At 72.4% G+C, this 19,255-nt stretch carries 21 protein-coding genes; 8 read left to right on the forward strand and 13 right to left on the reverse strand.

The window, feature by feature from the left end; all coding sequences use genetic code 11:
- Nucleotides 1-951: 951 nt before the first annotated feature.
- On the forward strand, nucleotides 952-1,125 hold the full coding sequence (locus tag Drose_RS18175; RefSeq protein ID WP_260729367.1) for a hypothetical protein: 174 nt from the start codon (nucleotides 952-954) through the stop codon (nucleotides 1,123-1,125).
- 762 nt (nucleotides 1,126-1,887) lie between these two features.
- On the opposite strand, the gene Drose_RS18180 is transcribed toward Drose_RS18175, so the two are convergent.
- The 4 genes from Drose_RS18180 to Drose_RS18195 form a co-directional block, all read right to left on the reverse strand.
- A complete protein-coding gene (locus Drose_RS18180; protein ID WP_260729368.1) occupies nucleotides 1,888-4,059 on the reverse strand; it encodes an MMPL family transporter in 2,172 nt (723 codons plus the stop codon).
- An 18-nt stretch (nucleotides 4,060-4,077) separates the two neighbouring features.
- Nucleotides 4,078-4,617, reverse strand: a complete 540-nt coding sequence (locus tag Drose_RS18185) for a TetR/AcrR family transcriptional regulator (protein WP_260729369.1) — start codon at nucleotides 4,615-4,617, stop codon at nucleotides 4,078-4,080.
- A gap of 653 nt (nucleotides 4,618-5,270) precedes the next feature.
- Complete coding sequence (locus Drose_RS18190) at nucleotides 5,271-5,663, reverse strand: Rossmann-fold NAD(P)-binding domain-containing protein (RefSeq protein WP_260729370.1); 393 nt, start codon at nucleotides 5,661-5,663, stop codon at nucleotides 5,271-5,273.
- Between the two features lie 79 nt (nucleotides 5,664-5,742).
- Nucleotides 5,743-6,117, reverse strand: coding sequence for a DnaJ family domain-containing protein (locus Drose_RS18195; protein WP_260729371.1), 375 nt, complete (start codon nucleotides 6,115-6,117; stop codon nucleotides 5,743-5,745).
- Nucleotides 6,118-6,154: 37 nt separating this feature from the next.
- Between Drose_RS18195 and Drose_RS18200 the strand changes: the two genes are divergently transcribed.
- A complete protein-coding gene (locus Drose_RS18200) occupies nucleotides 6,155-6,742 on the forward strand; it encodes a DedA family protein (RefSeq protein WP_260729372.1) in 588 nt (195 codons plus the stop codon).
- A gap of 4 nt (nucleotides 6,743-6,746) precedes the next feature.
- Here Drose_RS18200 and Drose_RS18205 read toward each other — a convergent pair whose 3' ends face one another.
- The gene (locus tag Drose_RS18205; protein WP_260729373.1) at nucleotides 6,747-7,298 is read right to left on the reverse strand and encodes a hypothetical protein; all 552 of its coding nucleotides are present in this window, start codon (nucleotides 7,296-7,298) and stop codon (nucleotides 6,747-6,749) included.
- Between the two features lie 192 nt (nucleotides 7,299-7,490).
- On the opposite strand from Drose_RS18205, the gene Drose_RS18210 reads away from it, so the two are divergent.
- Nucleotides 7,491-8,000: a chaplin family protein gene (locus Drose_RS18210; RefSeq protein WP_260729374.1), complete on the forward strand. Its 510-nt coding sequence runs from the start codon at nucleotides 7,491-7,493 to the stop codon at nucleotides 7,998-8,000.
- 512 nt (nucleotides 8,001-8,512) lie between these two features.
- On the opposite strand, the gene Drose_RS18215 is transcribed toward Drose_RS18210, so the two are convergent.
- Nucleotides 8,513-9,412 carry a phosphotransferase gene (locus tag Drose_RS18215; protein WP_260729375.1) on the reverse strand — a complete coding sequence of 300 codons (900 nt, stop codon included), beginning with the start codon at nucleotides 9,410-9,412 and terminating at the stop codon, nucleotides 8,513-8,515.
- 209 nt (nucleotides 9,413-9,621) lie between these two features.
- On the opposite strand from Drose_RS18215, the gene Drose_RS18220 reads away from it, so the two are divergent.
- Nucleotides 9,622-9,852, forward strand: a complete 231-nt coding sequence (locus tag Drose_RS18220; protein WP_260729376.1) for a hypothetical protein — start codon at nucleotides 9,622-9,624, stop codon at nucleotides 9,850-9,852.
- A 12-nt stretch (nucleotides 9,853-9,864) separates the two neighbouring features.
- Here the strand turns inward: Drose_RS18220 and Drose_RS18225 are convergent, their stop codons facing one another.
- From Drose_RS18225 to Drose_RS18235, 3 genes are read right to left on the reverse strand one after another with little or no spacing between them, the layout of a single operon-like run.
- A complete protein-coding gene (locus tag Drose_RS18225; protein WP_260729377.1) occupies nucleotides 9,865-10,716 on the reverse strand; it encodes a GAF domain-containing protein in 852 nt (283 codons plus the stop codon).
- Nucleotides 10,717-10,733: 17 nt separating this feature from the next.
- Complete coding sequence (locus Drose_RS18230; protein WP_260729378.1) at nucleotides 10,734-11,834, reverse strand: hypothetical protein; 1,101 nt, start codon at nucleotides 11,832-11,834, stop codon at nucleotides 10,734-10,736.
- The gene (locus Drose_RS18235) at nucleotides 11,809-12,393 is read right to left on the reverse strand and encodes an RNA polymerase sigma factor (protein WP_260729379.1); all 585 of its coding nucleotides are present in this window, start codon (nucleotides 12,391-12,393) and stop codon (nucleotides 11,809-11,811) included. Before Drose_RS18235 ends, Drose_RS18230 begins: the two co-directional genes overlap by 26 nt.
- Nucleotides 12,394-12,747: 354 nt before the next feature.
- On the opposite strand from Drose_RS18235, the gene Drose_RS18240 reads away from it, so the two are divergent.
- Nucleotides 12,748-13,269, forward strand: coding sequence for a peptidase inhibitor family I36 protein (locus tag Drose_RS18240; RefSeq protein ID WP_260729380.1), 522 nt, complete (start codon nucleotides 12,748-12,750; stop codon nucleotides 13,267-13,269).
- On the opposite strand, the gene Drose_RS18245 is transcribed toward Drose_RS18240, so the two are convergent.
- Nucleotides 13,260-14,168 (reverse strand): LysR family transcriptional regulator, encoded by a 909-nt coding sequence (locus tag Drose_RS18245; protein WP_260729381.1) that lies wholly within the window; start codon nucleotides 14,166-14,168, stop codon nucleotides 13,260-13,262. The genes Drose_RS18240 and Drose_RS18245 overlap by 10 nt on opposite strands.
- A 70-nt stretch (nucleotides 14,169-14,238) precedes the next feature.
- On the opposite strand from Drose_RS18245, the gene Drose_RS18250 reads away from it, so the two are divergent.
- Nucleotides 14,239-15,114, forward strand: a complete 876-nt coding sequence (locus tag Drose_RS18250) for a dihydrodipicolinate synthase family protein (protein WP_260729382.1) — start codon at nucleotides 14,239-14,241, stop codon at nucleotides 15,112-15,114.
- A gap of 50 nt (nucleotides 15,115-15,164) precedes the next feature.
- The gene (locus Drose_RS18255) at nucleotides 15,165-15,575 is read left to right on the forward strand and encodes a hypothetical protein (RefSeq protein WP_260729383.1); all 411 of its coding nucleotides are present in this window, start codon (nucleotides 15,165-15,167) and stop codon (nucleotides 15,573-15,575) included.
- 76 nt (nucleotides 15,576-15,651) lie between these two features.
- On the opposite strand, the gene Drose_RS18260 is transcribed toward Drose_RS18255, so the two are convergent.
- The 3 genes from Drose_RS18260 to Drose_RS18270 form a co-directional block, all read right to left on the reverse strand.
- Complete coding sequence (locus tag Drose_RS18260; RefSeq protein ID WP_260729384.1) at nucleotides 15,652-16,056, reverse strand: PLD nuclease N-terminal domain-containing protein; 405 nt, start codon at nucleotides 16,054-16,056, stop codon at nucleotides 15,652-15,654.
- A 506-nt stretch (nucleotides 16,057-16,562) separates the two neighbouring features.
- Nucleotides 16,563-17,165, reverse strand: coding sequence for an MBL fold metallo-hydrolase (locus Drose_RS18265; RefSeq protein ID WP_260729385.1), 603 nt, complete (start codon nucleotides 17,163-17,165; stop codon nucleotides 16,563-16,565).
- A gap of 25 nt (nucleotides 17,166-17,190) precedes the next feature.
- Nucleotides 17,191-18,429, reverse strand: a complete 1,239-nt coding sequence (locus tag Drose_RS18270) for a DUF2252 domain-containing protein (protein ID WP_260729745.1) — start codon at nucleotides 18,427-18,429, stop codon at nucleotides 17,191-17,193.
- A 204-nt stretch (nucleotides 18,430-18,633) separates the two neighbouring features.
- On the opposite strand from Drose_RS18270, the gene Drose_RS18275 reads away from it, so the two are divergent.
- On the forward strand, nucleotides 18,634-19,254 hold the full coding sequence (locus tag Drose_RS18275) for a DUF4178 domain-containing protein (RefSeq protein WP_260729386.1): 621 nt from the start codon (nucleotides 18,634-18,636) through the stop codon (nucleotides 19,252-19,254).
- The last annotated feature ends 1 nt before the right edge of the window (nucleotide 19,255 follow it).

Consider the following 19,255-nt stretch of genomic DNA (forward strand, 5'->3'; position numbering starts at 1 on the left):
CACCTGCTACTGGGCCGAGAATGCGACCTGACCCAGAGCACGGCGGCCGGCTGCGGCCAGTTCCAGGCGCGGCCAGTTCCAGGCGCGGCTGGTCCAGAGTGCGGCTGGTCCAGGGTGCGGCCCGGCCGCGGCTCGGTTCGGCGTGGCCAGGCCCGCTCGGCTCCATGAGGCGGCGCACGGTCTGCCCCGGGTGTTCCTCGGGTGTTGCTCGGACCTGGGCTCCGCCTGGCCCGCGACTCGGCACCGGGCTCCCGGCGGCGCGGCGCAGTACGCCCGGCCGGATGGTCTCGCGGCGCGGTTCCGCCGATTCCGCGTGCTCGTACTGCTTCGGCCTACCCGAACCTCCACATCGGACGTTCCATTCTCCTGGCACTCGGCAGCTCGAACCGGCACCGTCCCTCCACGGCCGTGTCGCCGACTGACGGACCGCGATCAAGCGCGACAACACCTCTGCGCCTGGTCGAGAGCATGCACGTCCGAGCGAGCCGGCGTCATCACGAGGGTGAGCTGGACGTCGGCTCCGGACGTCATCCGGTGGGATCCGACGCCACGCGCTCCAGGTGAACAGAACCATCGCGACCCGGCTCCGGTCGCCGGTGAACAGGGGCGGTTCCCCGCCCGGATCCGGGTCTTCGGCGCACGTGTGCCGGTAACGCAGGTCGACCGGGGAGCACAGCGCAGCCACTGGCGGCGGACGCTGTCCCGGTGCTTCGCCGACCCTGTCGCCCGCCCACCGTCCGCCGCGGAGTCCGGTGACGAATCAGGGGCACCTGACAACTCCGCCGATGCGAAGAGACACGAGCCGGGGTGTCGTCCACCAGAGGCTCCTGCGGTGCGCAGCTCCGCTCGCCGCCAGCAGATGAGCTGGTGAGACTCGTAGATTGCCGAGATCGAGCCGCCGTGCCAGGGCCGTGCAGGTCGCTGTCGTCAGGCCGCGGGCCACCCGCCGTCGTGGCGGGCTGGGTCGGGCTACCGGCCGTCGTGGCGGGCTGGGCCGACGACCTACCGGCCGTCGTGGCGGGCCGGGTCAAGGTGGTCGTGCTCGGCGGTGTGGCGGACCCGCTACCGGCCGCCGTAACACGTCGGGTCTGGCTCCCTGCGGTCGCGATGGGCCGGGCCGACTGACTGGCTGCGGCAAGACGTCGAGTCGGGCTTCCTGCGGTCGCGATGGGTCGGGCCGCCTCGCCGGTCGTCGCGGCACGTCGGGCCGAGCGGCCAGCCGTCGCGACACTCTCGGCAGAGTCGCTGGTCGTCGCGGCGTGTCGGGCAGAGTCGCTGGTCGTCGCGGCGCGTTGGGCGGGGCCGCCGGCCGTGGCGCGCTGGGCGTCTGGGCCGAGCCCGACGCCGCTAAGCTGTGGACCGTGGAGGTCGCGCTCGCGGGCGAGGGTGTCCAGGCGGGCGAGCTTCGCCGCGTGACGGGCGTGGAGGCCGTGCCGGCGAGCCTCGGCGAACTCCGCCCGCATCGCCTGCCGGGCCGCGCGCCGGGCGTGCCAGGCCGCCATGTTCGCCGCGAACCGGGCGTCCCAGTCGATCCCCGTCCCATCCACGCACCCAACCTACCCACCAGGTATGACAATTTCCGGCGCGAAGCCCGGAAGCCCGGATTGCGCGGATTCGGAAGCACGGATTGCGCGGACATACGGAAGCACGGAAGCGTGGACGCACGAGTTACGGCAGCGCGAACACGCGAGAGCGCGAACACGCGAGAGCGCGAACACGCGAGAGCGCGAACACGCGAGAGCGCGGAAGTACGGACGTGCGGGTTGCGCGGATGTCGGAGGGAAGCGGTGCGAACACGAGCCGAAGGAGAGGAGCGGGGCGGCCGAACAACACGGTACGGCCCTGGTGAGGGCGGGCCTCACCAGGGCCTTGTAACCGATGTACGGGTCAGACGCGCACGGGCTCGCGTTCGGTGGACGTCGAGAGGTGGTGGCGGAGCTTCTCGCCCTCGATGTCGACGTTCGGCAGGATCGCGTTCAGCCACCTCGGCAGCCACCATGCCGCACGGCCCAGCAAGGAGACGACCGCCGGCACGATGGTCATCCGCACCAAGAATGCGTCGATCGCCACGCCGATCGCCAGGGCGAAGCCCATCGACTTGATGATTGGATCCTCGACCAGGATGAAGCCGCCGAAGACCGACGCCATGATGACCGCGGCCGCTGTCACCACCCGCGCGCCGTGGCCCATGCCGCTCACCGTGGCCTCCTGCGGCGACGCCCCGTGAACGTAGTCCTCCCGCATCCGCGACACGAGGAACACCTCGTAGTCCATCGCCAGGCCGAACAGGATGCCGATGAGCAGGATCGGCAGGAAGCTCACCAGCGGCCCGGGTGTGTCCAGCCCGACCAGCGACGCCAGGTGGCCCTCCTGGAAGACCAGCACCGTGATGCCGAACGTCGCGCCGACCGTGAGCAGGAACCCGACCGCGGCCTTCAGCGGTACGAGGATCGACCGGAACACGAGCATCAGCAGCAGCACCGACAGCCCGACGACCAGCAGGAGGTACACCGGCATCGCGTCGGACAGTTTCTCCGACACGTCGATCCCGACGGCGGTCTGGCCGGTCAGTGCGACATCGGCGCCCTGGACGGCCTTGACCTTCGTGCGGACGTCGTGGACCAGGTCCTCGGTCGCGGTGTCGGTCGGGCCGGTCTTCGGGATGATGGCGAGCAGGCCGGTCTTGCCGTCGCGGCTGAAGTTCGGCGGGGTGACCGCCAGCAGGTTGTCGGTGCCCTGCAGCGCACCCATGACCTCCTGCGCCTTGGCCTGGGTCGTCTCGGGCGAGCCGGTCGACACGACGAGCGCGAGGCGGCCGTTGAAGCCCGGGCCGAAGCCCTGCTCGATGAGGTCCGCGGCCTTGCGGGCGGGACTGTCGACCGGCCCGGCGCTGGCGCCCGGCAGGGCGATGCGCATGTCCGCCGCGGGAATCGCCAGGGCGCCGAGGCCCAGGACGCCGACGAGGATCACCGGGATGCGGAGCCGGATCACGCCGCGCGCCCACCGGAACCCGAAGTTGCGCGTGTGATGGCCGAGGTCGCCGGCGACGAGTCTGCGCTGCCGGCGGGACAGGATGCGGCGCCCGGCGAACGCGAGCAGGGCCGGCTGGAGGGTGATCGCCACCAGTACCGCCACCGCGACGGTTCCCGCGGCGGCGAGGCCCATGACGGTCAGGAACGGGATGTTCACGACCGCCAGGCCGGCGAGCGCGATGACCACCGTGGCGCCGGCGAAGACGACCGCGGAGCCGGCGGTGCCGACGGCACGGCCGGCCGCCTCCTCGGGGGCGAGATCCTCCAGGAGGTGCTGGCGGTACCGCGAGGTGATGAAGAGCGAGTAGTCGATGCCGACCGCGAGGCCCAGCATCAGCGCGAGAACCGGCGCGGTACTGGTGAGCTCGACGGTGCTGGACAGCGCGTACAGGCCGGCCATCCCGGCGCCGACGCCGAGCAGCGCGTTGAGCATCGTCATGCCGGCCGCGACCAGCGAGCCGAACGTCACGAGCAGCACGATGAGCGCGATGGCGACACCGATGCCCTCCCGGCCGCCGACCTCGGGCTCGCTGTTCATCACCTCGCCGCCGTGCTCGACCCGCAGTCCGGCCTGTTTCGCCGTGGCGCCGGTGTGCTCGTACGCGCTGCGCTGCTCGTCCGTCACCTTGTCCGTACGCTCGACGAACTGCACCTGGATCAGTGCATACCGCCCGTCCTGGGACACGGCCCCGGTCTCGAACGGCGGCAGCGCGCCGACCACGCCCGGGATCTTCGAGGCCTCCAGGACGAGGCCGTCCACCACGGCCTTGGACGTCGCCAGTTTCTGGCCCTCCGGCGCGGCGACGACGATCGTGCCGGTCGCCCCGCTCGCCTCCGGGAACTGCTGCTTCAGCGCGTCGATCGCCCGCTGCGACTCGGTGCCGGGCATGGTGAAGTTGCTCGACGTCGGGCCGATGAACGCGGCCGCCGCGCCGCCGAGTCCGCCCAGCACGACGATCCACACGATGAGCACGAGCCAGCGGTGCCGGAACGAGGCCCGGCCGAGCCGGTAGAGCACTGTAGCCATGTCGCGTCCTTGTCGGTGTCATTCGAGAGGTGCGAGGATCCTGCCGGCCGCCTCGATGAGAGCCGGCCGGAGGTCTTCGTCGGAGTGGTCGGTGCAGGCGAACGCGGTGGCCGAGACCCCGGCCAGCACAATCTTGGCCGCGACCTGCGTGGTGAGGGTGGCGGACGACCCGGCGAGGCATTCCTGCAGCCGTTGCGTCATGAGTTGTACGTGCTGAAAAGCCGGCTGCTCGAGCAAAGCCGGCAGGTCGCCGTAGATGACCTGGATCTCCTTGCGGTACCGCATCACGAGATCGACGAATCCCTCGATCGCCGCCACCCGCGCGGACTCGGGGCCCAGGGCGGTGAGGCGCGTGTCGAGCTCGGCCAGCTCGGCGATGGCCGGCGCGCACAGCTCGGTGAGGATCGCTTCCTTGCTGTCGAAGTGGTACAGGAGCGCGGCCTTGGAGCAGCCGACCTCGACCGCGATGTCGTGCAGCGAGGTGCCCTTGAACCCGGCGGCGGCGAACTGGCGCGCGGCCGCGGCCAGGATCTCGTCGCGCGTGTTGCTTCGGGCCACCAGGAACACCTCCGCCGCTCATCGTATCTGACCGATCGGTCAGAAGCTGACCGATCGGCCAGTTCTGAGAGTGGCCTCACACCCGCCCCCAGCACCGCCCTCCTCGTGTGCCACCGCCTCCCCTTGCGCCGCTACCCCTCGTGCGCCGCCGTCCCCTGCGTCGCCCCTCCTGCGCCGCCCACTCCTGCGCCGCCCCCTCGTGCGCCGTCCCACTCCTGCGCCGCCGCTCCTGCGCCGATCTTGCAGTTATGGTGCCCGCTTCGCCTGCCATATCCGGACATGCCGGAACCACAACTGCAAGATCGGCGCGGGAGGGGCGGCGGGGGAAGGGCGGCGGCGGGAGGGGGCGGCGGTGCAGGGGTGGGGCGGCGGCGGGAGGGGGCGGCGGTGCAGGGGTGGGGCGGCGGCGGGAGGGGGCGGCGGTGCAGGGGTGGGGCGGCGGTGCGAGGGGGCGGCGGCGCAGGAGTGGGGCGGCGCGCGAGAGGGGCGGGGAGCCGACCTTGGTGCGGCGGTCGGTCCGGCCCGCTTGTGGTGGCGGGCGTCGAACGGCACGACGCGGACGCCCGCAGAGCCGTGCTCGGGTTCGCGGCGGCCGCCGGCGCCTCGGTGGCGACGCGGGGTGGCGGCGGGGAGTTGACCCAGGCGAAGAACCGTCACGACAGCCACCCGAGGTGGTCGCGGTCGGCGGTGAGCGGCTCGCCGGTCAGCGTGTCCCCGCCGTCGTGCTGGCCGACGAGCGGGTGCGCGAGCAGCGCCCGGTGGCCGCGGTCCCGGTCGCCGTGCAGCGCGGCCTCGATGACGAGTTCCTCGTATGCGGAGACGGCGCCGACCCGGCAGGTGACCTCGATGACCGCGTCGTCGGACAGGAACGGCAGGAAGCCCCGGCTGCGCACGTTGACGGCGTGGATGCCGCCGTCGTCCTGGTGCGGCCACGCTATCAGGCCGGCCGCGGCCTCGGCGTAGAACGCGCCGCCGAGCAGGTCGGGCTTGGTGGTGAGTGCCGGGTCCCCCTCGGACGGATCGGCGCGCCGGGCGATGTCGAGCACGAGCGGCGCCGTCCGCAGCGCCGGTCGTCTCCTGCCCGACGCGGTCGCACACGAGCGCAGTCGACGTGGTGGGGGCGGGTCAGGCCCGCCACTCGCGCAGGATCGCCTCGACGTCCAGGGGCGGCAGGATCGTCGGTGGGCCGTCGAGGAGGCCGCGCCTCGCGCGCTCGATGCGCTCGTTGAGCTCACGCACCGCCGCGGCGACGTGCTCCTCGGTCCGGAGCTTGCGGACCGTCTCCGGGAAGTCTTCCACGTCGCGCCGCAGGCGCAGCGTCGGCGGGATGCCGCCGGCCAGCTCCTCCCGCCGGGCGAGGTCCTTGATCCACCAGTCCTCGTCGTAGAGCTCGCCGTGGTCGGGCAGCGGCTTGCCGGACCCGGGCAGGTTGTCGAACTGGCCCCGCTCCTGCGCCTCGCGGATCTGCCGGTCGATGTGTGACTCATACCAACTGGTCATCGTCCTCCCAGCGTACCCGTGGCATGATCGGTGTCCCGTGGAGTGGTTGCACCGGTACGGCTACCCGGCACTCGCGCTCATTGTCCTGCTGGAGGGTGTCGGCGTCCCCACCCCGGCCGTCACGGCGATCGTCGTGGCCGCGGGATTGGCCGCACATGGTTCGCTGAGCCTCCCGGTGGTCGCCGTCGTGACGTTCCTGGCCGCGGTGGCGGGGGACAACCTGGGCTATCTTGTCGGGCGCCGCGCCGGTCGTCCTGCGGTCCTGCGCTGGGGTCGCCGGATCGGCCTGACCGAGTCGCGGTTCGCGCGTGCCGAGGAACTGATCACCCGACGGGGCCGCAACGTCGTGGTGATCGCCCGGTTCATCGACGGGCTGCGTCAGACCAACGGCATCATCGCCGGCACCGTCGCGATGTCCTGGCCGCAGTACGCCGTCCGCGACGCTGCCGGTGGTGTGGTGTGGACCGCTGTGTGGGTCACCGTGGGCGCCGAGGTCGGCGGGAACATCGAGCGCGTCCACGCCGTCGTCGGCCGCTACCGGGTCGCGGCGATCGTCGTGGCGGCGGTCCTCGTCCTGGTGCTGCTGCTGTGGTACCTCCTGAGGCGCCGCGCCCGGCGAAGATGACCGGTCAGCAGGCCTTGTCGGCCCGGTGCTCGTACGCCGTGCGGGACATGGTGACCACGTCCGACCGGCGCTCGCGCACGGTGCGTACCTCGTCGGCGCCGAGCCGGGCGACGTCGTCGAGCGTGAAGCGGACCGACGCGGCCCGCGGATCGGTGGAGCCCGCGAGCCGGTAGACCAGGTCCGCGCGCAGCGACAGCGGACCGGGTTCGCGGGCCGCCCAGCCCGCCGGCACGACACCCAGCTCGATCACCCGTGACCGGGCGTCGTCGGTCTCGTTGTCGACGCGCCACACCTCGTCGGCGACGGTGTCGCCCTCGGCCGCGCCGTAGAGGGCGATCGAGGCGTCGCGGTCGGGTGCGCACAGGCGCACGTGCGCCACCGGCCGCCCGGCCTCGGTGCGGCCCACCGCCAGCAGCGGTTCCCCGGGAGGCGAGCAGGCGACCAGCGCCGGGGTCCCGAGCATGAGCAGTGCGCCGGCGCGCACGGAAAGCGTGGCGGCCCGGCGCTGGTGGTGTCGCCGGAGCGAGTCGGCGGCGCGCGCGGAGGTGCGGTGCATGGCGGTGAGTATGCGATGACCCCGCCCGCCGCGCTGTCTCCGCTTCGACACCGGGGTTGGCCACGTTAGGTCACCGCACGAGTGCATTGAGTGACGAAATTTCGCGAAATATCCGTCTTGGACTCGCATTTCGGGTTAGGTGGAGGTCGCGACGGACGTTCCCCGTCGATCACTCGTCGAAAGGTCGTCATCATGAAACGCTGGCTCATCCGGTCGGTGCAGGTCGCCGCGCTGGCCATGGGTGGCCTCGCGCTCACCGGTACCGCGGCGCACGCGGACTGGGACAGCGGTCCCAACGTCGGTTTCCTCAACGGCAACCAGTCCTCGACCACGGTCCAGGCGCCGGTGAACATCTGCGGCAACTCCCTGGCGATCATCGGCTTCGCCAGCGCCAACTGCGACGGCGGGGCGTACGCCTACTCCGGCAACGGCGGCAACTCCAGCGGCGCCGGTAACGGCAACGGCTACGGCAACGCTGACTCGAGCAACAAGAAGAAGCACAAGAAGTACCGGAACAACGCCAACGCCAACGCCAGCGCCAACGGTGGCGGCGCCTACGCGTACAACAGCGGCAACGGCAACTGGACGACGGGCTACAACGCCGGTTTCCTCAATGGCAACCAGTCCTCGACCACGGTGCAGGTGCCGATCAACGTGTCCTGCAACTCGGTGGCCCTGATCGGCTTCGCGTCGAGCTGCTGACCGCGGACCTCGAGGTCCGCGGAGGCGCCGCCTGCCTCCGCGCGCCGACATGAGCGTTGGCCGCTGTCCGTGGGATCAGCCCTCCCGCGGTACGACGGCCAACGCTCTTTGCCGGTGTCGGTCCCTCGACCGGTGGTCCGCTCGGCCTTCGACCGGGCGTTCATCGGCCGGCGGCGAGGCGTGCCAGGTCCGCCGCGCCGGGGTCCCGGGGGGCGGCTCTCGCCGTAGAGCCGCACCACAGGGCCGCGGGCGGCGCGCTCGAACGGCCCGCGCAAGAGCCGCCAGCCGAACAACGGCTCGTCATCGCGCAGCCCGGAGCTGTCGCGGGCGACGACGACCTGCGCGCCGTGCACCTTCTCGGTCGCCACCCAGGTGCCCCGGCGAGGGCGCCGCCGAGCTGCCGCGCGGTCGGGATCTTCGGGTGCGCCAGGTGCGCCACGCCCGCATCCTGCCCGCCGGACCGCCCGCGGCGCCGGCACAATTCCGGGATCGGGCGCCCGGTGGCGCGGCCGTCAGCGTCCCGTGAGCCGCTGCCGCAACCAGGCCAGCATGACCGCCGCCTGGTCACGCTGGAAGTCGCGCAGCGTGGGCAGGCCGCGGGGCGCGGGCAGCCGGGCCTTGTCCGTGAAGAACGCCGTCAGGCCGGCCACGCAGCCGGTGACGTCGTCTGGGTCGGGCTCGAAGTGGTCCAGGACGTCGTCGGTGAGCGCGCCGCCGAACAGGCGGACGTTGAGGATCAGCGACAGCGTGTCGAACCACGCCGGGCCGGCCGCCCCGAACGGCCAGTCGACGACCACCACCGAGCCGTCCGCGCGGATCAGCAGGTTGTCGGCGCGGAGGTCGCCGTGCACCAGCCGGTCGCCGCCCAGCGCCGCGACGCCGCGGTCGCCCCACGCCACCAGCTCGTCGAGGTGCCGCGCCACCCACGGGTCGAGCCCGTCCGGCGGATCGGCCGCGACGCGCCGCCAGCCGGCGAAGTCCGCGCCGAGCTTGTCGCGCGACGACGGCAGCCCGGTGACCGGCACCGCGAGCCGCCGCAGCGCGTCGAGCACCGCGTCAAGCTCCTCCGGCAGCCACGGTACGTGCGGCGGCCGCCCCTCGACGTCCTCGAAGACGAGCGCCACCCAGTCTCCGTCGTCGTGGAAGCCCAGCAGCCGCGGCGTCGGCGCCGAGCCCGGCAGCGCCGCGGTCACCCGGGCCTCGGAGCGGTGCATCGAAGGGGTCGACTCGTTGAGCCCGGCACCGACCGCCTTCACGAACGCCCGGGTCCCGGCCGCCGTCACCACCCGGGCGGCGGTCCCGGGCGAGAACCCGCCCGGCTGCGACTCCGCCGACACGACCGGGCTGCCGAGGATGTCCACGACCGCCCGCCGGACCGGCTCCGGAAGATCGGACCAGCCGATGCGCGCCATCGCCCGATTACAGCAGTACCACCGCACCGCGACCAGCCCATATCCGCGGGCCGGCCCGCCCGTCCTTCCTGCCGCGTTGATCATGCAGTTGTGGCCCCCCACAAAGCTGGACATCCTGGGCGCGTCCGGGCACCACGACTGCAAGATCGACGCGGAGGGGGGAGGGGAGGGGGGAGGGGGGTGTGGGCATAGGGCGGTATGGTGAAAGGGTGAGGGGAGAGGGCGAGGGGGATCGGGTGGCGGCGCTGGTCGTTCATGCCGGACTGGCGGAGGCGTCCGCCATGGTCACGGCGGCGCTGGAGGAGGTGGCCGCGGCGACCGCGACGGACCGGTTTCAGCGGCTGGTGCGGATCTGCCGACGGTTTGACCAGGTTGACATCTACCGGGTCGCGGCGGCGGCCCTGACCCGCCTCGCGGACGCCGGGCCGCCGCGCCGATGAACGCGCGGGCGGTCAGGTCGGGACGCCGGCACGCCGGCCGTTCGTGGGACGGGCGCGCGGGGCGGCCTGCTTCGCCTGGGCGGCGGCGTGCGACAGCCCCGCGGCGAGCACGCCGGCGAGCAGGATCAGATGGCCCTTGTCGGCGTTGGTCAGCGCACCGGGTTGGTCGGTGTCCAGCACCAGCAGCCCGAACGGAGTGTCCCCGGCCCGCACCGGGACCGCGATGAACGACCGGTAGCTCCGGCCCTTCGCGTCGGCGAAGTGTGGCGGCGGTGCCGCGTGCAGGTCGTCGACCACGAGCACCTCCTCGCTCAGCGCGAGGCGGACCGCCTCGGTGTCGTGGGCGGTCGCGCCGAGCCGGAAACCGCGCCTGGGAGCGTTGGACTGGCGCCCGGCGTAGGCGCGGCGCTCCAGCCGGTCGTCGCCCTGCAGCGCGTAGAAGACCGCCCGGCGGGCCGCGTGCGGCGTGCGGCGGCGCCGGCCGCAGTGATGGTGTGCGATGTCGACGGCACGGTGGACGAGCACGTCGAGCGCGGCGGTGCGCGCCGCCTGGGTCGGGGCCGTGGTGAGGTTGCCGAGCGCGGCGAGCAGCGGCGCGCCGGCCTCGTTGAGCCCCGTCGCGAGGTGCGCCTCGGCGGCGGCCGCCGCGCTCTCCGCGGCGGCCGTCTGCCGGTCGCGGCGGACCGCGACGACCGCGGTGGCGGCGGTGCCGGAGACGGACAGGACGATCCAGAGCAGGCGGGCCGTGCCGTGCGCCACGGCGGCAGCCGCGGAGGCCGCCGCGGCGACGACCGGGAACAGGACGGGCAGGACCAGACGCAGGCCGAGGCGTCGCCAGCGAGCGGTCGGGCGCTCATCGGGCATGTGGGCGCGGGTTCCTCTCAGTCGACGTCGGCGGTCCAGTCCTCGGCGAGGTACAGCACGTAGGAGATGAGCGTGGGCGCGCGGGTCCCGGCGCCGTCGTGGCTGAGCACGGCGATGCGTTCGTAGCTCAACAACTGGCCCGTGTCCTCGTCGATGACGGCGACGTCGCGGGTGCGGCCGGCGCTGTCGTCCCGGTCGGCGCTGAACGCGACGCCGTCGCGCCCGGCCCGGTCGACCACCGGTCCCCGATAGACCAGGCCGGGCGTGTTGGCCAGCACCCGCAGGACCGCCGCGCGCTGTGCCGGGTTGAGGACGTGGTATCGATACATTTCGGCGACCGCCTCGAGGGTGACGTCCGGACCGGAGCGGTCGGAACGGTAGGTCGACAACTGGGCGGCGAGGACGGCCTGGTCGGCCGAGGGCACCTCGTTGAGCCAGGCGAGCTGGCCCGGGGCGTAGCTGCGGTGCGCGGCGCCGGTGGCACCGGTGGTCGGCGCGCCGGTCGACATGACCCGCACCTGCCCGGCCGGTTGTGGCGGCAGCAGGGTGCTGCGGCGAACCGCGGTGCGTTGCGGTGTCCAGCACAGCCGGTCGTCGACCGCGACGAACGTGTCGCCGGCCGCCGGGGCGCTCGGGGTGTCCGGCCCGGACGGCCAGTACTGCGTGTGGATGCACACGTCGGGCCCGGCCGCGGGTCGCTGCGGCAGTCGGGCGACCGTCGCGGAGAGCCGGTCGAGCGCGGTCTGCGCCGGGTCGGTCGTGTCCGTGACCAACTGCGGTAGGAGCCCCGGCGCGGCCCGCACCGGCGGGGCCGGCAGGTCGTGGTCGTCGCGCCCGGCGGCGACCACGGCGACCGCGGTGAGGGCGACGGCGGCGACCGTGGCCCAGACGACGACCGGCAACCGGCGGCGGAGCGGGTGGCCGGGCCGGCGCCACCACGGGACGCCGCCGGCCGCCCGCGTCGTGCCGGCCGGCGCCATCGGGGTCAGGCCGTCGGCACGGGCGCGCAGCTCGGCCGCGGAGATCACGGGTGGGGGCACGACCCGGCCCCGGGCCGGGTCGTTGTGTTCGGCGAGCTCCCGGATCGCCGCGTCAACGGCGTCGCCGTGCGGATCCACTCTGGCCTCCTCTTCCGATCGTTTCGGACAGTCCGGCTCCGGGCGGGGTGTCGCCGTCGCCGTCCCGTAGCAGCGCGCGGGCGCGTTCGCGGGCCCGTTCGAGCCGCTTCCGTGCCGTGGCGGCGCTGATGCCCAGCACCTCGCCGATCTCCTCGCCGGTGCGCCCGTCGACGTCGGCGAGCAGGAGTATGCGCTGGTCGTCCCGGCTGAGCCGGGACCACGCGCGGTGCAGGTCGAGCCGTGTGCATGTTGACGCTCCGTCGTCGTCGCCGGCCGCGCCGCACACCCAGTCGTCCTGGGTGGTGTCGACCGGAGCGGGGTGCCGGCTGAGCCATCGGTGATGCTCGCGGGCGTGGTTGTGCGCCGTCTTGAGCAGCCAGCCGATCGGCTTGTCGGGGACCGTGTCGCGCTTCGCCCAGGCTGTCTCAAAGGTCTTCTGAACGAGGTCCTCCACGTCGGAGAACGCCACTTCGCGGAACAGGAACCGGTGCACCACCGGCTGGAAACGTCTGTACAGCGCGTCGTGCCACGCTGGTCCACGGCGGCTGTCGCCGTCCAAGTCACGACTCCTCGACGTTCGGCCGACCGCGAGCGACGCGGACGGGGGATCTTCGTCGATCCCGCAGAGAAGTGACCGCGGAGGGTCGTCGTGTGACCGGTGCGGACAAACATCACGGAGATCGTTACCTGAAGCTGGACGGCTACTCCGAGTGACGGATCTTCCAGTCTCGTTCGCTTCCGAACATGAACGAACAGTGTGACATTCATTCATGGACATATTTTGTGCTCACTGTACGCAGTGTGCTGTCCCCTCCTTACTCTGGGTCGCATTCCGTCAGAGCGTCCGACCGACCTCGGACCGAGCGGCGCCGGCCGATCAGCGTGCCGGCGTACCGAACGCCCGGAGGTAACCGTGCGCATCAACGTCATGGCGGCCGTCGTGACCGCCGTCCTGCTCGTGTCCCTGTCTCCCCTTCCGGCATCCGCCGATCCGTCGCCTGTCGCCGTCGAGCAGCAACGTAAGGTAGCGGCCGAACTGGCCGCGCATCCGGGTGGCGTGCAGATCGGCCCGAACCAGATCGCCTACCCGGGCGGGCTGATCGTCACCGTGACCCGGCCGGGGACCGCGGCCGCCGCGCCGCAGCCCGACTGCCCGTCCGGCTGGTTCTGCTTCTACGAGCAGCGCCAGTTCGGCTATCCGCGTGGACAGCTCTCCGACCTCGGCTGGCAGGACCTCGCCACCTGGAGGTGGCAGGACCGGACCGAATCGGTCCACAACAACCTCCCGTGCGGAGCCGTGGTGTACCTCAACCATCCGGCGGGCACGAGCAGTCACGGCGGCGACATGCGGCTCTTCGAGGCGTCGGCGAGGCAGTCCATCGCGGATCTCGGCGCGAACCGCAACATCGCCGACCACGTGTACCGCTACTGCTGACCGTGCCGCCCGCCACCCCGTGCCGTCCCGCGCCGGCCCGGCGGCCGAGCGCCGAGCGCGTCGGCGAAGGCGGACACGGCGGGGTGGCGGGCGGCGCCGGCGCGGTACGCGAGGCGGGTCCGGCGGCGGGTCTCCAGCGGGGTCAGCACCACGCCGCCCGGGACCGGCGCGGCGGCCAGTTCCGGCACCACCGCCACGCCCTGACCGGCAGCCACGAACGTCAGCACCGTCACGAAGTCGTCGGCGTGGTGGCGCACCCGCGGGATGAAGCCCGCCGCCTCGCAGGCGCGGACGGTCATCGTGTGGCACAGCGTGCCCGGACTGGCGAGGATCCACGGCTCGTCGCGGCAGGCGGGCAGGTCACGCGGGCCCGTGGCGGCGATGAAGATCGTCTCGTCGAGCAGCGGCGCGGTCTCGAGGGCCGGGTCCGGCTCGATCGGCACCAGGTCGTAGTCGTGCACCAGGGCCACGTCGAGCGTGCCGTCGCGCAGCTTGGGCGGTACCGCCGCCGGGTCGAGCTCTTCGACGCAGAGGTCCAGGCCGGGATGCGCCCGGCCGAGCGCGACGAGCGCTGGCGGCAGCAGGGTGCGCATCGCGGTCGGGAACGCGCCGATGCGCAGCGGACCGGACAGGCCGGTGCGGGTGGCGGCGAGCGCCGCGGTGGCCCGCTCCAGCGCGGCCAGCACGTCCTCGGCGTGCGTGACCAGCACCCGGCCGGTGGGGGTGAGCGCGACCCGCCGGCCGGTCCGCGCGAGCAGGGCCGCACCCGCCTCCCGCTCGAGCGCGGCGAGCTGCTGGGAGACGGCGGACGGGGTGTAGGCGTGCGCCTCGGCGACGGCGGCGATGGTGCCGAGGTGGGCGAGGTCGCGCAGCAGGCGCAGCTTCCGGACATCGAGCATCAGGTGAGCTTACGATCGACGGTACAAATGTGAACTGGACCTGTCGCTCGATGTTCGCCAGGCTGCTCACATGGAGCTTTCCGGGATCTTCGTACCGCTGGTCACGCCCTTCGCCGCCGACGGCTCGGTCGACCTGGCGGCCCTCCACGACCTGGCCGCGTCCGTGCTCGACGCCGGCGCCGCGGGGCTCGTCGCCCTCGGCACGACGGGGGAGCCCTCGACGCTCGCCGCCGCCGAGCGCGAGGATGTGATCGCGGTGTGCGCGAAGTTCGGCGTGCCGCTGCTCGTCGGCGCCGGCGGCAGTGCCACCGCCGATTGTGCGGAGGCCGTCCGGGGCCTGCCCGCCGGGTCGGCGGCGATGGTGGTCGTGCCGCCCTACGTCCGGCCGGGCGACGCGGGTGTACTGGCGCACTTCCGCGCGGTCGCCGCGGCCTCGCCGGTGCCGGTCGTGATCTACCACGTCCCGTACCGCACCGGGCAGGCACTGACGACGGAGACGCTGCTCGACCTCGCGGCGATCCCGAACGTCGCCGGCTTGAAGCTCGCCGGCGGCCCGGTCTCCGGCGACACGGTCGCGTTCCTCGGCGCGGCGCCGCGGTCGTTCGCGATTCTCGGCGGCGACGACGCGGTGATCTCGCCGATGCTGGCGCTCGGCGCGCGTGGCGGTGTCCTCGCCTCGGCGCATGTCGCGACCGCGGCGTTCGTGGGGCTGTTCGAGGCGTGGCGCGACGGCGACGTGGACCGGGCCCGGCCGCTGGGCCACCGCCTGGCCGCCCTGTCGGCGGCCCTGTTCGCCGAACCGAACCCCGCGGTGATCAAGGCCGTGCTGTACGCGCAGGGGCGGATCCGCACCCCGGCCGTACGGCTGCCGCTCCTGCCGGCGTCACCGGGAGCACTCGCCGCGGTGGCACGTTTCCGGGATTTGACGGGTCCGCTGAGCTCCTAACGTTCATGTCATCGCAGCGAGCGACTCGACTACAGGTCCAGGGGGACGGGATGAGCGACATCGACACCTACGACGGCGCGGACGTCGACTACGGCCACTACGAGGCCGGCGAGCAGCACGACGCGCTCGACCAGCTCCACCAGGAGCACGCCAGCCAGGCGGACTACAACAACGAGTACGCGGTCTACGAGCAGGACCACGCGGCCGCCGAGAACACCAGCTTCCAGCAGGGCCACAACGTCCAGTGGACCGACGGCAACGGCGCCAGCTACTCGGAGACCGACTACACCAACTACAACCACTCGGCCGCCGAGACCGACCACGTGTTCGCGGCCGAGGGCAGCGAGTCGTCGTACACGGCGGAGTACGACGAGCTCGACGAGCTGCGGGCGCGCTTCGACGCCGCCTTCGTCGAGGGCACCGCGTTCCACGGCGGCGACTACGAGATCGCTGCCAGGTAGCCCTGCCGCGGAACCAGCGCTCCACCCCTGGCGTCAGGCCGGTCACCACCGCGGTGACCGGCCTTCGCCATATGCGTCACTGTTCCGGCTTCTCCTGCTCCCGCTCGCGCAGTTGCTCCTCGCGGCGGCGCAGGTCGGCCTCCCACCGGCTCAGCAGGTCCTGGTCCTCGCGCCGGCTCTGGGCCAGGCCGCGCAGGAACTCGGGATCGTCGTCCGGCGCCACCGGTGGCCGAGGCCGGGCGGCCTCGGGGAACCCGCTGCCGGCCCGCCAGGAGGCCCCGGCTCCGGTCCGCGCCCGTTGCGGTCGCCCGGCGGCGAACCACGCGATCCAGCCGACGGGCGAGAACAGCAGGATGATGAACACCCAGGCGATCTTGGGCAGGTTCCGTACCTCGTGCTCATCCGTCGACAGGCAGTCGATCAACGCGATCACGAGCACGACGAGATCGATGAGGAAGAGCAATCCGTAGAGGCGAATCACGCCGGACATCATGCCTGATCGCGGCCCGGTTGTCCGTCCCGCCCGCGGCCCGGTTGTCCGTCCCGCCCGCGGCCCGGAGCCGGCCGTTAGCGCGCGCGGTGACCGGTTTCGCTCATGAGGCGGGGGAGCGGATCGCCGGCGCCCGCATGATCACGGAGGTGCTGGGTGGCGGTGGGGCAGGGCCGCGAAGTTCAGCCCGTCAGTCCCTGGCCAACCCGGACAAGGCCGATAATTCGGTCGCGCGACTCGGGGATGTCGCCGCCGGGGCGCGCCAACCGGCCCGCGATGCCGCCGCGATCCCGCCGCGATGCCGCTCGATCTCATGATCATGGGAAAGATGTGGCTGCCCCGGTAGCCACATCTTTCCCATGATCTGTGGAGTTGCCCGGGCGGAACGCGCCGGCCCGGGTTCAGTGGGTCACGAGCGCGTAGCGCGGCGCGCGGGTGGGTATGCGACCGTCCGGTTTGTCTTCGTGATCATGAGGGAAGTCGAGGTGTGCCGGCCGTCAGAGGGACCGGGCCTCGGCGCCGATCGTCGTGTCCGGGCCGTGGCCGGTGTGCACCACCGTCTCCGGGGGGAGGGTCAGCAGGCGCTCGCGGATCGAGCGCAGGATCGTGGGCTTGTCCGAAAATGATCGGCCCGTCGCGCCCGGGCCGCCCTGGAACAGGGTGTCGCCGGAGAACACCACGCCCAGGGCCGGGGCGTGGAGGCACACCGCGCCGGGGCTGTGGCCGGGAGTGTGCAGCACCGTGAGGTCGACGCCGGCGACGCTGAGTGTCTGGCCGTCTGCGAGGTGCGTGTCCGGCTCGACGTCCGGGTGCCTCATGTGCCACAGCGTCAGGTCGTCGGGGTGCAGCAGCATCGGGGCGCCCGTGCGCAGTGCGAGCTCGGGCGCCGCGTCGATGTGGTCGTCGTGGCCGTGCGTGCAGACGATGGCGCGGAGCTGCCGGCCGTCCAGCGCGTCGAGGATCGCCCCGGCATCGTGGGCCGCGTCGATCACCACGGCCTCGTGGTCGTCGCCGACGATCCACACGTTGTTGTCGACGTCAAAGGTCTCGCCGTCGAGCGAGAAGGTGCCGGAGGTGACGAGTCGGTCGATGCGGGCCATACCCCCAGCCTAGGCCCGCCCCACCCTACAGGCCCGGGAACCTCCCGTTGCGGAACAGGTCGACGAAGATCTGGTGGTCGGCGCGGGCGCGGGCGCCGTACTCGTGGGCGAAGCCGACCAGCGACGCGACGAAGCCCGCCTCGTCCCGGTCGATCGCCGCCACGATCGCCTCCTCGGTGGAGAAGTCCACCAGGTCGTGACTGGACTCGTCGTCGGCGACGGAGTGCATCCGCGCGGTCGCCCGGCCCAGGTAGCCGGTGACGCTGGTGAGCTCGTCCAGCTCGTTGACGTCGTTCCAGTCGAGGTCCGCGGCGTAGGGCGACACCTCCGCGACCACCTGTCCCACGTCCCGCAGCACCGTGTGGCCCGCCCAGGCGTCGGCGTGGGCCTGCAGGGCGCGCTGCGACTCGCTGGTGCGGTGGCCCTGGTGCTTGAAGTACCCCTTCACGCGCGGGTCCGTGATCCAGCGCGACACCGCCGGGGTCTGCCCCTGCTTCATGTAGATGACGACGTCGTTCTCCAGCGCCTGCGTGTGCCCCTCGAGCAGCAGGTTGTAGGACGGCAGGCCGGCCGAGCCGATGCCGACGCCCTTGCGCATGACGACATCCTTGATCCGGTACTTCTCCGGCCGCTCGGGATCCCACGAGGGCAGCGTCGGCAGGTACGCCGCGAACGCCGATTCGACCTCGGCCCGCGTCTCACCGTCGACGGGGTAGACGCCGTCCGCCATCATGAACCGGCGGTCGTAGTCCACGATCACGGTCTGCTCGTCGAGCAGGGCGACGCGCGTGTTCAGGCGGGCCCGCTGCAGCACGTCCCGCAGCACGCCCTCGGTGGTGTCGATCGTGAGCGACCCGATCGCCTCCTCGCCACCGGCGGCGATCGCCCGCAGCTCCGCGACGTACGTGCGGGCGTAGCGGGTGACCAGTTCGCCGATGACCTGGTCGGAGAGCGCCTTGGCGTAGCCGATCAGCGCGACGCTCGCCGCGAACCGCTTGAGGTCCCAGATGAACGGGCCGACGTACGCCTCGTCGAAGTCGTTGACGTTGAAGACCAGGACGCCCTCGGAGTTGAGGTAGGTGCCGAAGTTCTCCGCGTGCAGGTCACCGTGGATCCACACGCCGGAGGTGCGCTCGTCGAGGAACGGATCGGGCTGCCCGTGCACGTCGGCGTAGAACACGCACGCGCTGCCGCGGTAGAACGCGAACGGTGAGGCGGCCATCTTGCGGAACTTGCGCCGGAACGCGGCCGGGTCCACGGCCATCAGCTCGCCGAACTCGGTCACCAGAACGTCGACGAGCTCGTCGGCTCGCTGCTGAGTCTCAACCACCGATCCAACGTATGCAGCGGGCGGACGGTTCGAGCCGGGGATGCCCGAAACCTGACCGAAAGCCGTTGCGCCGTGCCAGACGTGCACGGACTTGCTACATTCAGCGGCCAGTCGGATTCTCGAACCGAAGGACCCCCCTTGAACACCGGCCTGGTAGTGCTCGTCGTGCTGCTGCTCGTCGTCGTGGCGGTGCTCGTCGTCGTCCTGGTGCGCCGCCGCACATCGGCCCCGGCCGCTCCGGCCGCACCGCAGGACCCGTTCCGTGACACCGGCGAGGACGTGCTGCGCGGCGACCCGCGCAAGCTCAAGGCCGGTGACCTCGTCGAGATCCGCGGCACGACCTACACGGTGCGTGGCAGCCTGCACTACACGGAGCAGTCGTGGGGCTGGACCGAGCACCTGCTCGACGACTCGACCGGCGGCCGCAAGATGTGGCTCTCCGTCGAGGAGGACCCCGACCTGGAGCTGGCGCTGTGGCACGAGGTGCCGTCGGCGACCGTGACGCCCGGCCCGTCGACGGTCGACTTCGACGGCCGGCGCTACAAGAAGGACGAGTCCGGGACGGCGAAGTTCGTCTCCAGCGGCACGACCGGGCTCAACGGCTCCGGCACCGCGAAGTACGCGGACTACGAGTCCGGCGACGGCGCGCTGCTGTCGTTCGAGTCCTACGCCGGACCCGGCGAGCCGGACAAGTGGGAGGTCGGCCGCGGTGAGCCGCTGACGCGCGCCGAGGTGCGCGTGTGGGCGCAGGGCGGCTGAA

The organism is Dactylosporangium roseum (assembly GCF_025264685.1).
In the GTDB taxonomy this organism is placed as follows: domain Bacteria; phylum Actinomycetota; class Actinomycetes; order Mycobacteriales; family Micromonosporaceae; genus Dactylosporangium; species Dactylosporangium roseum.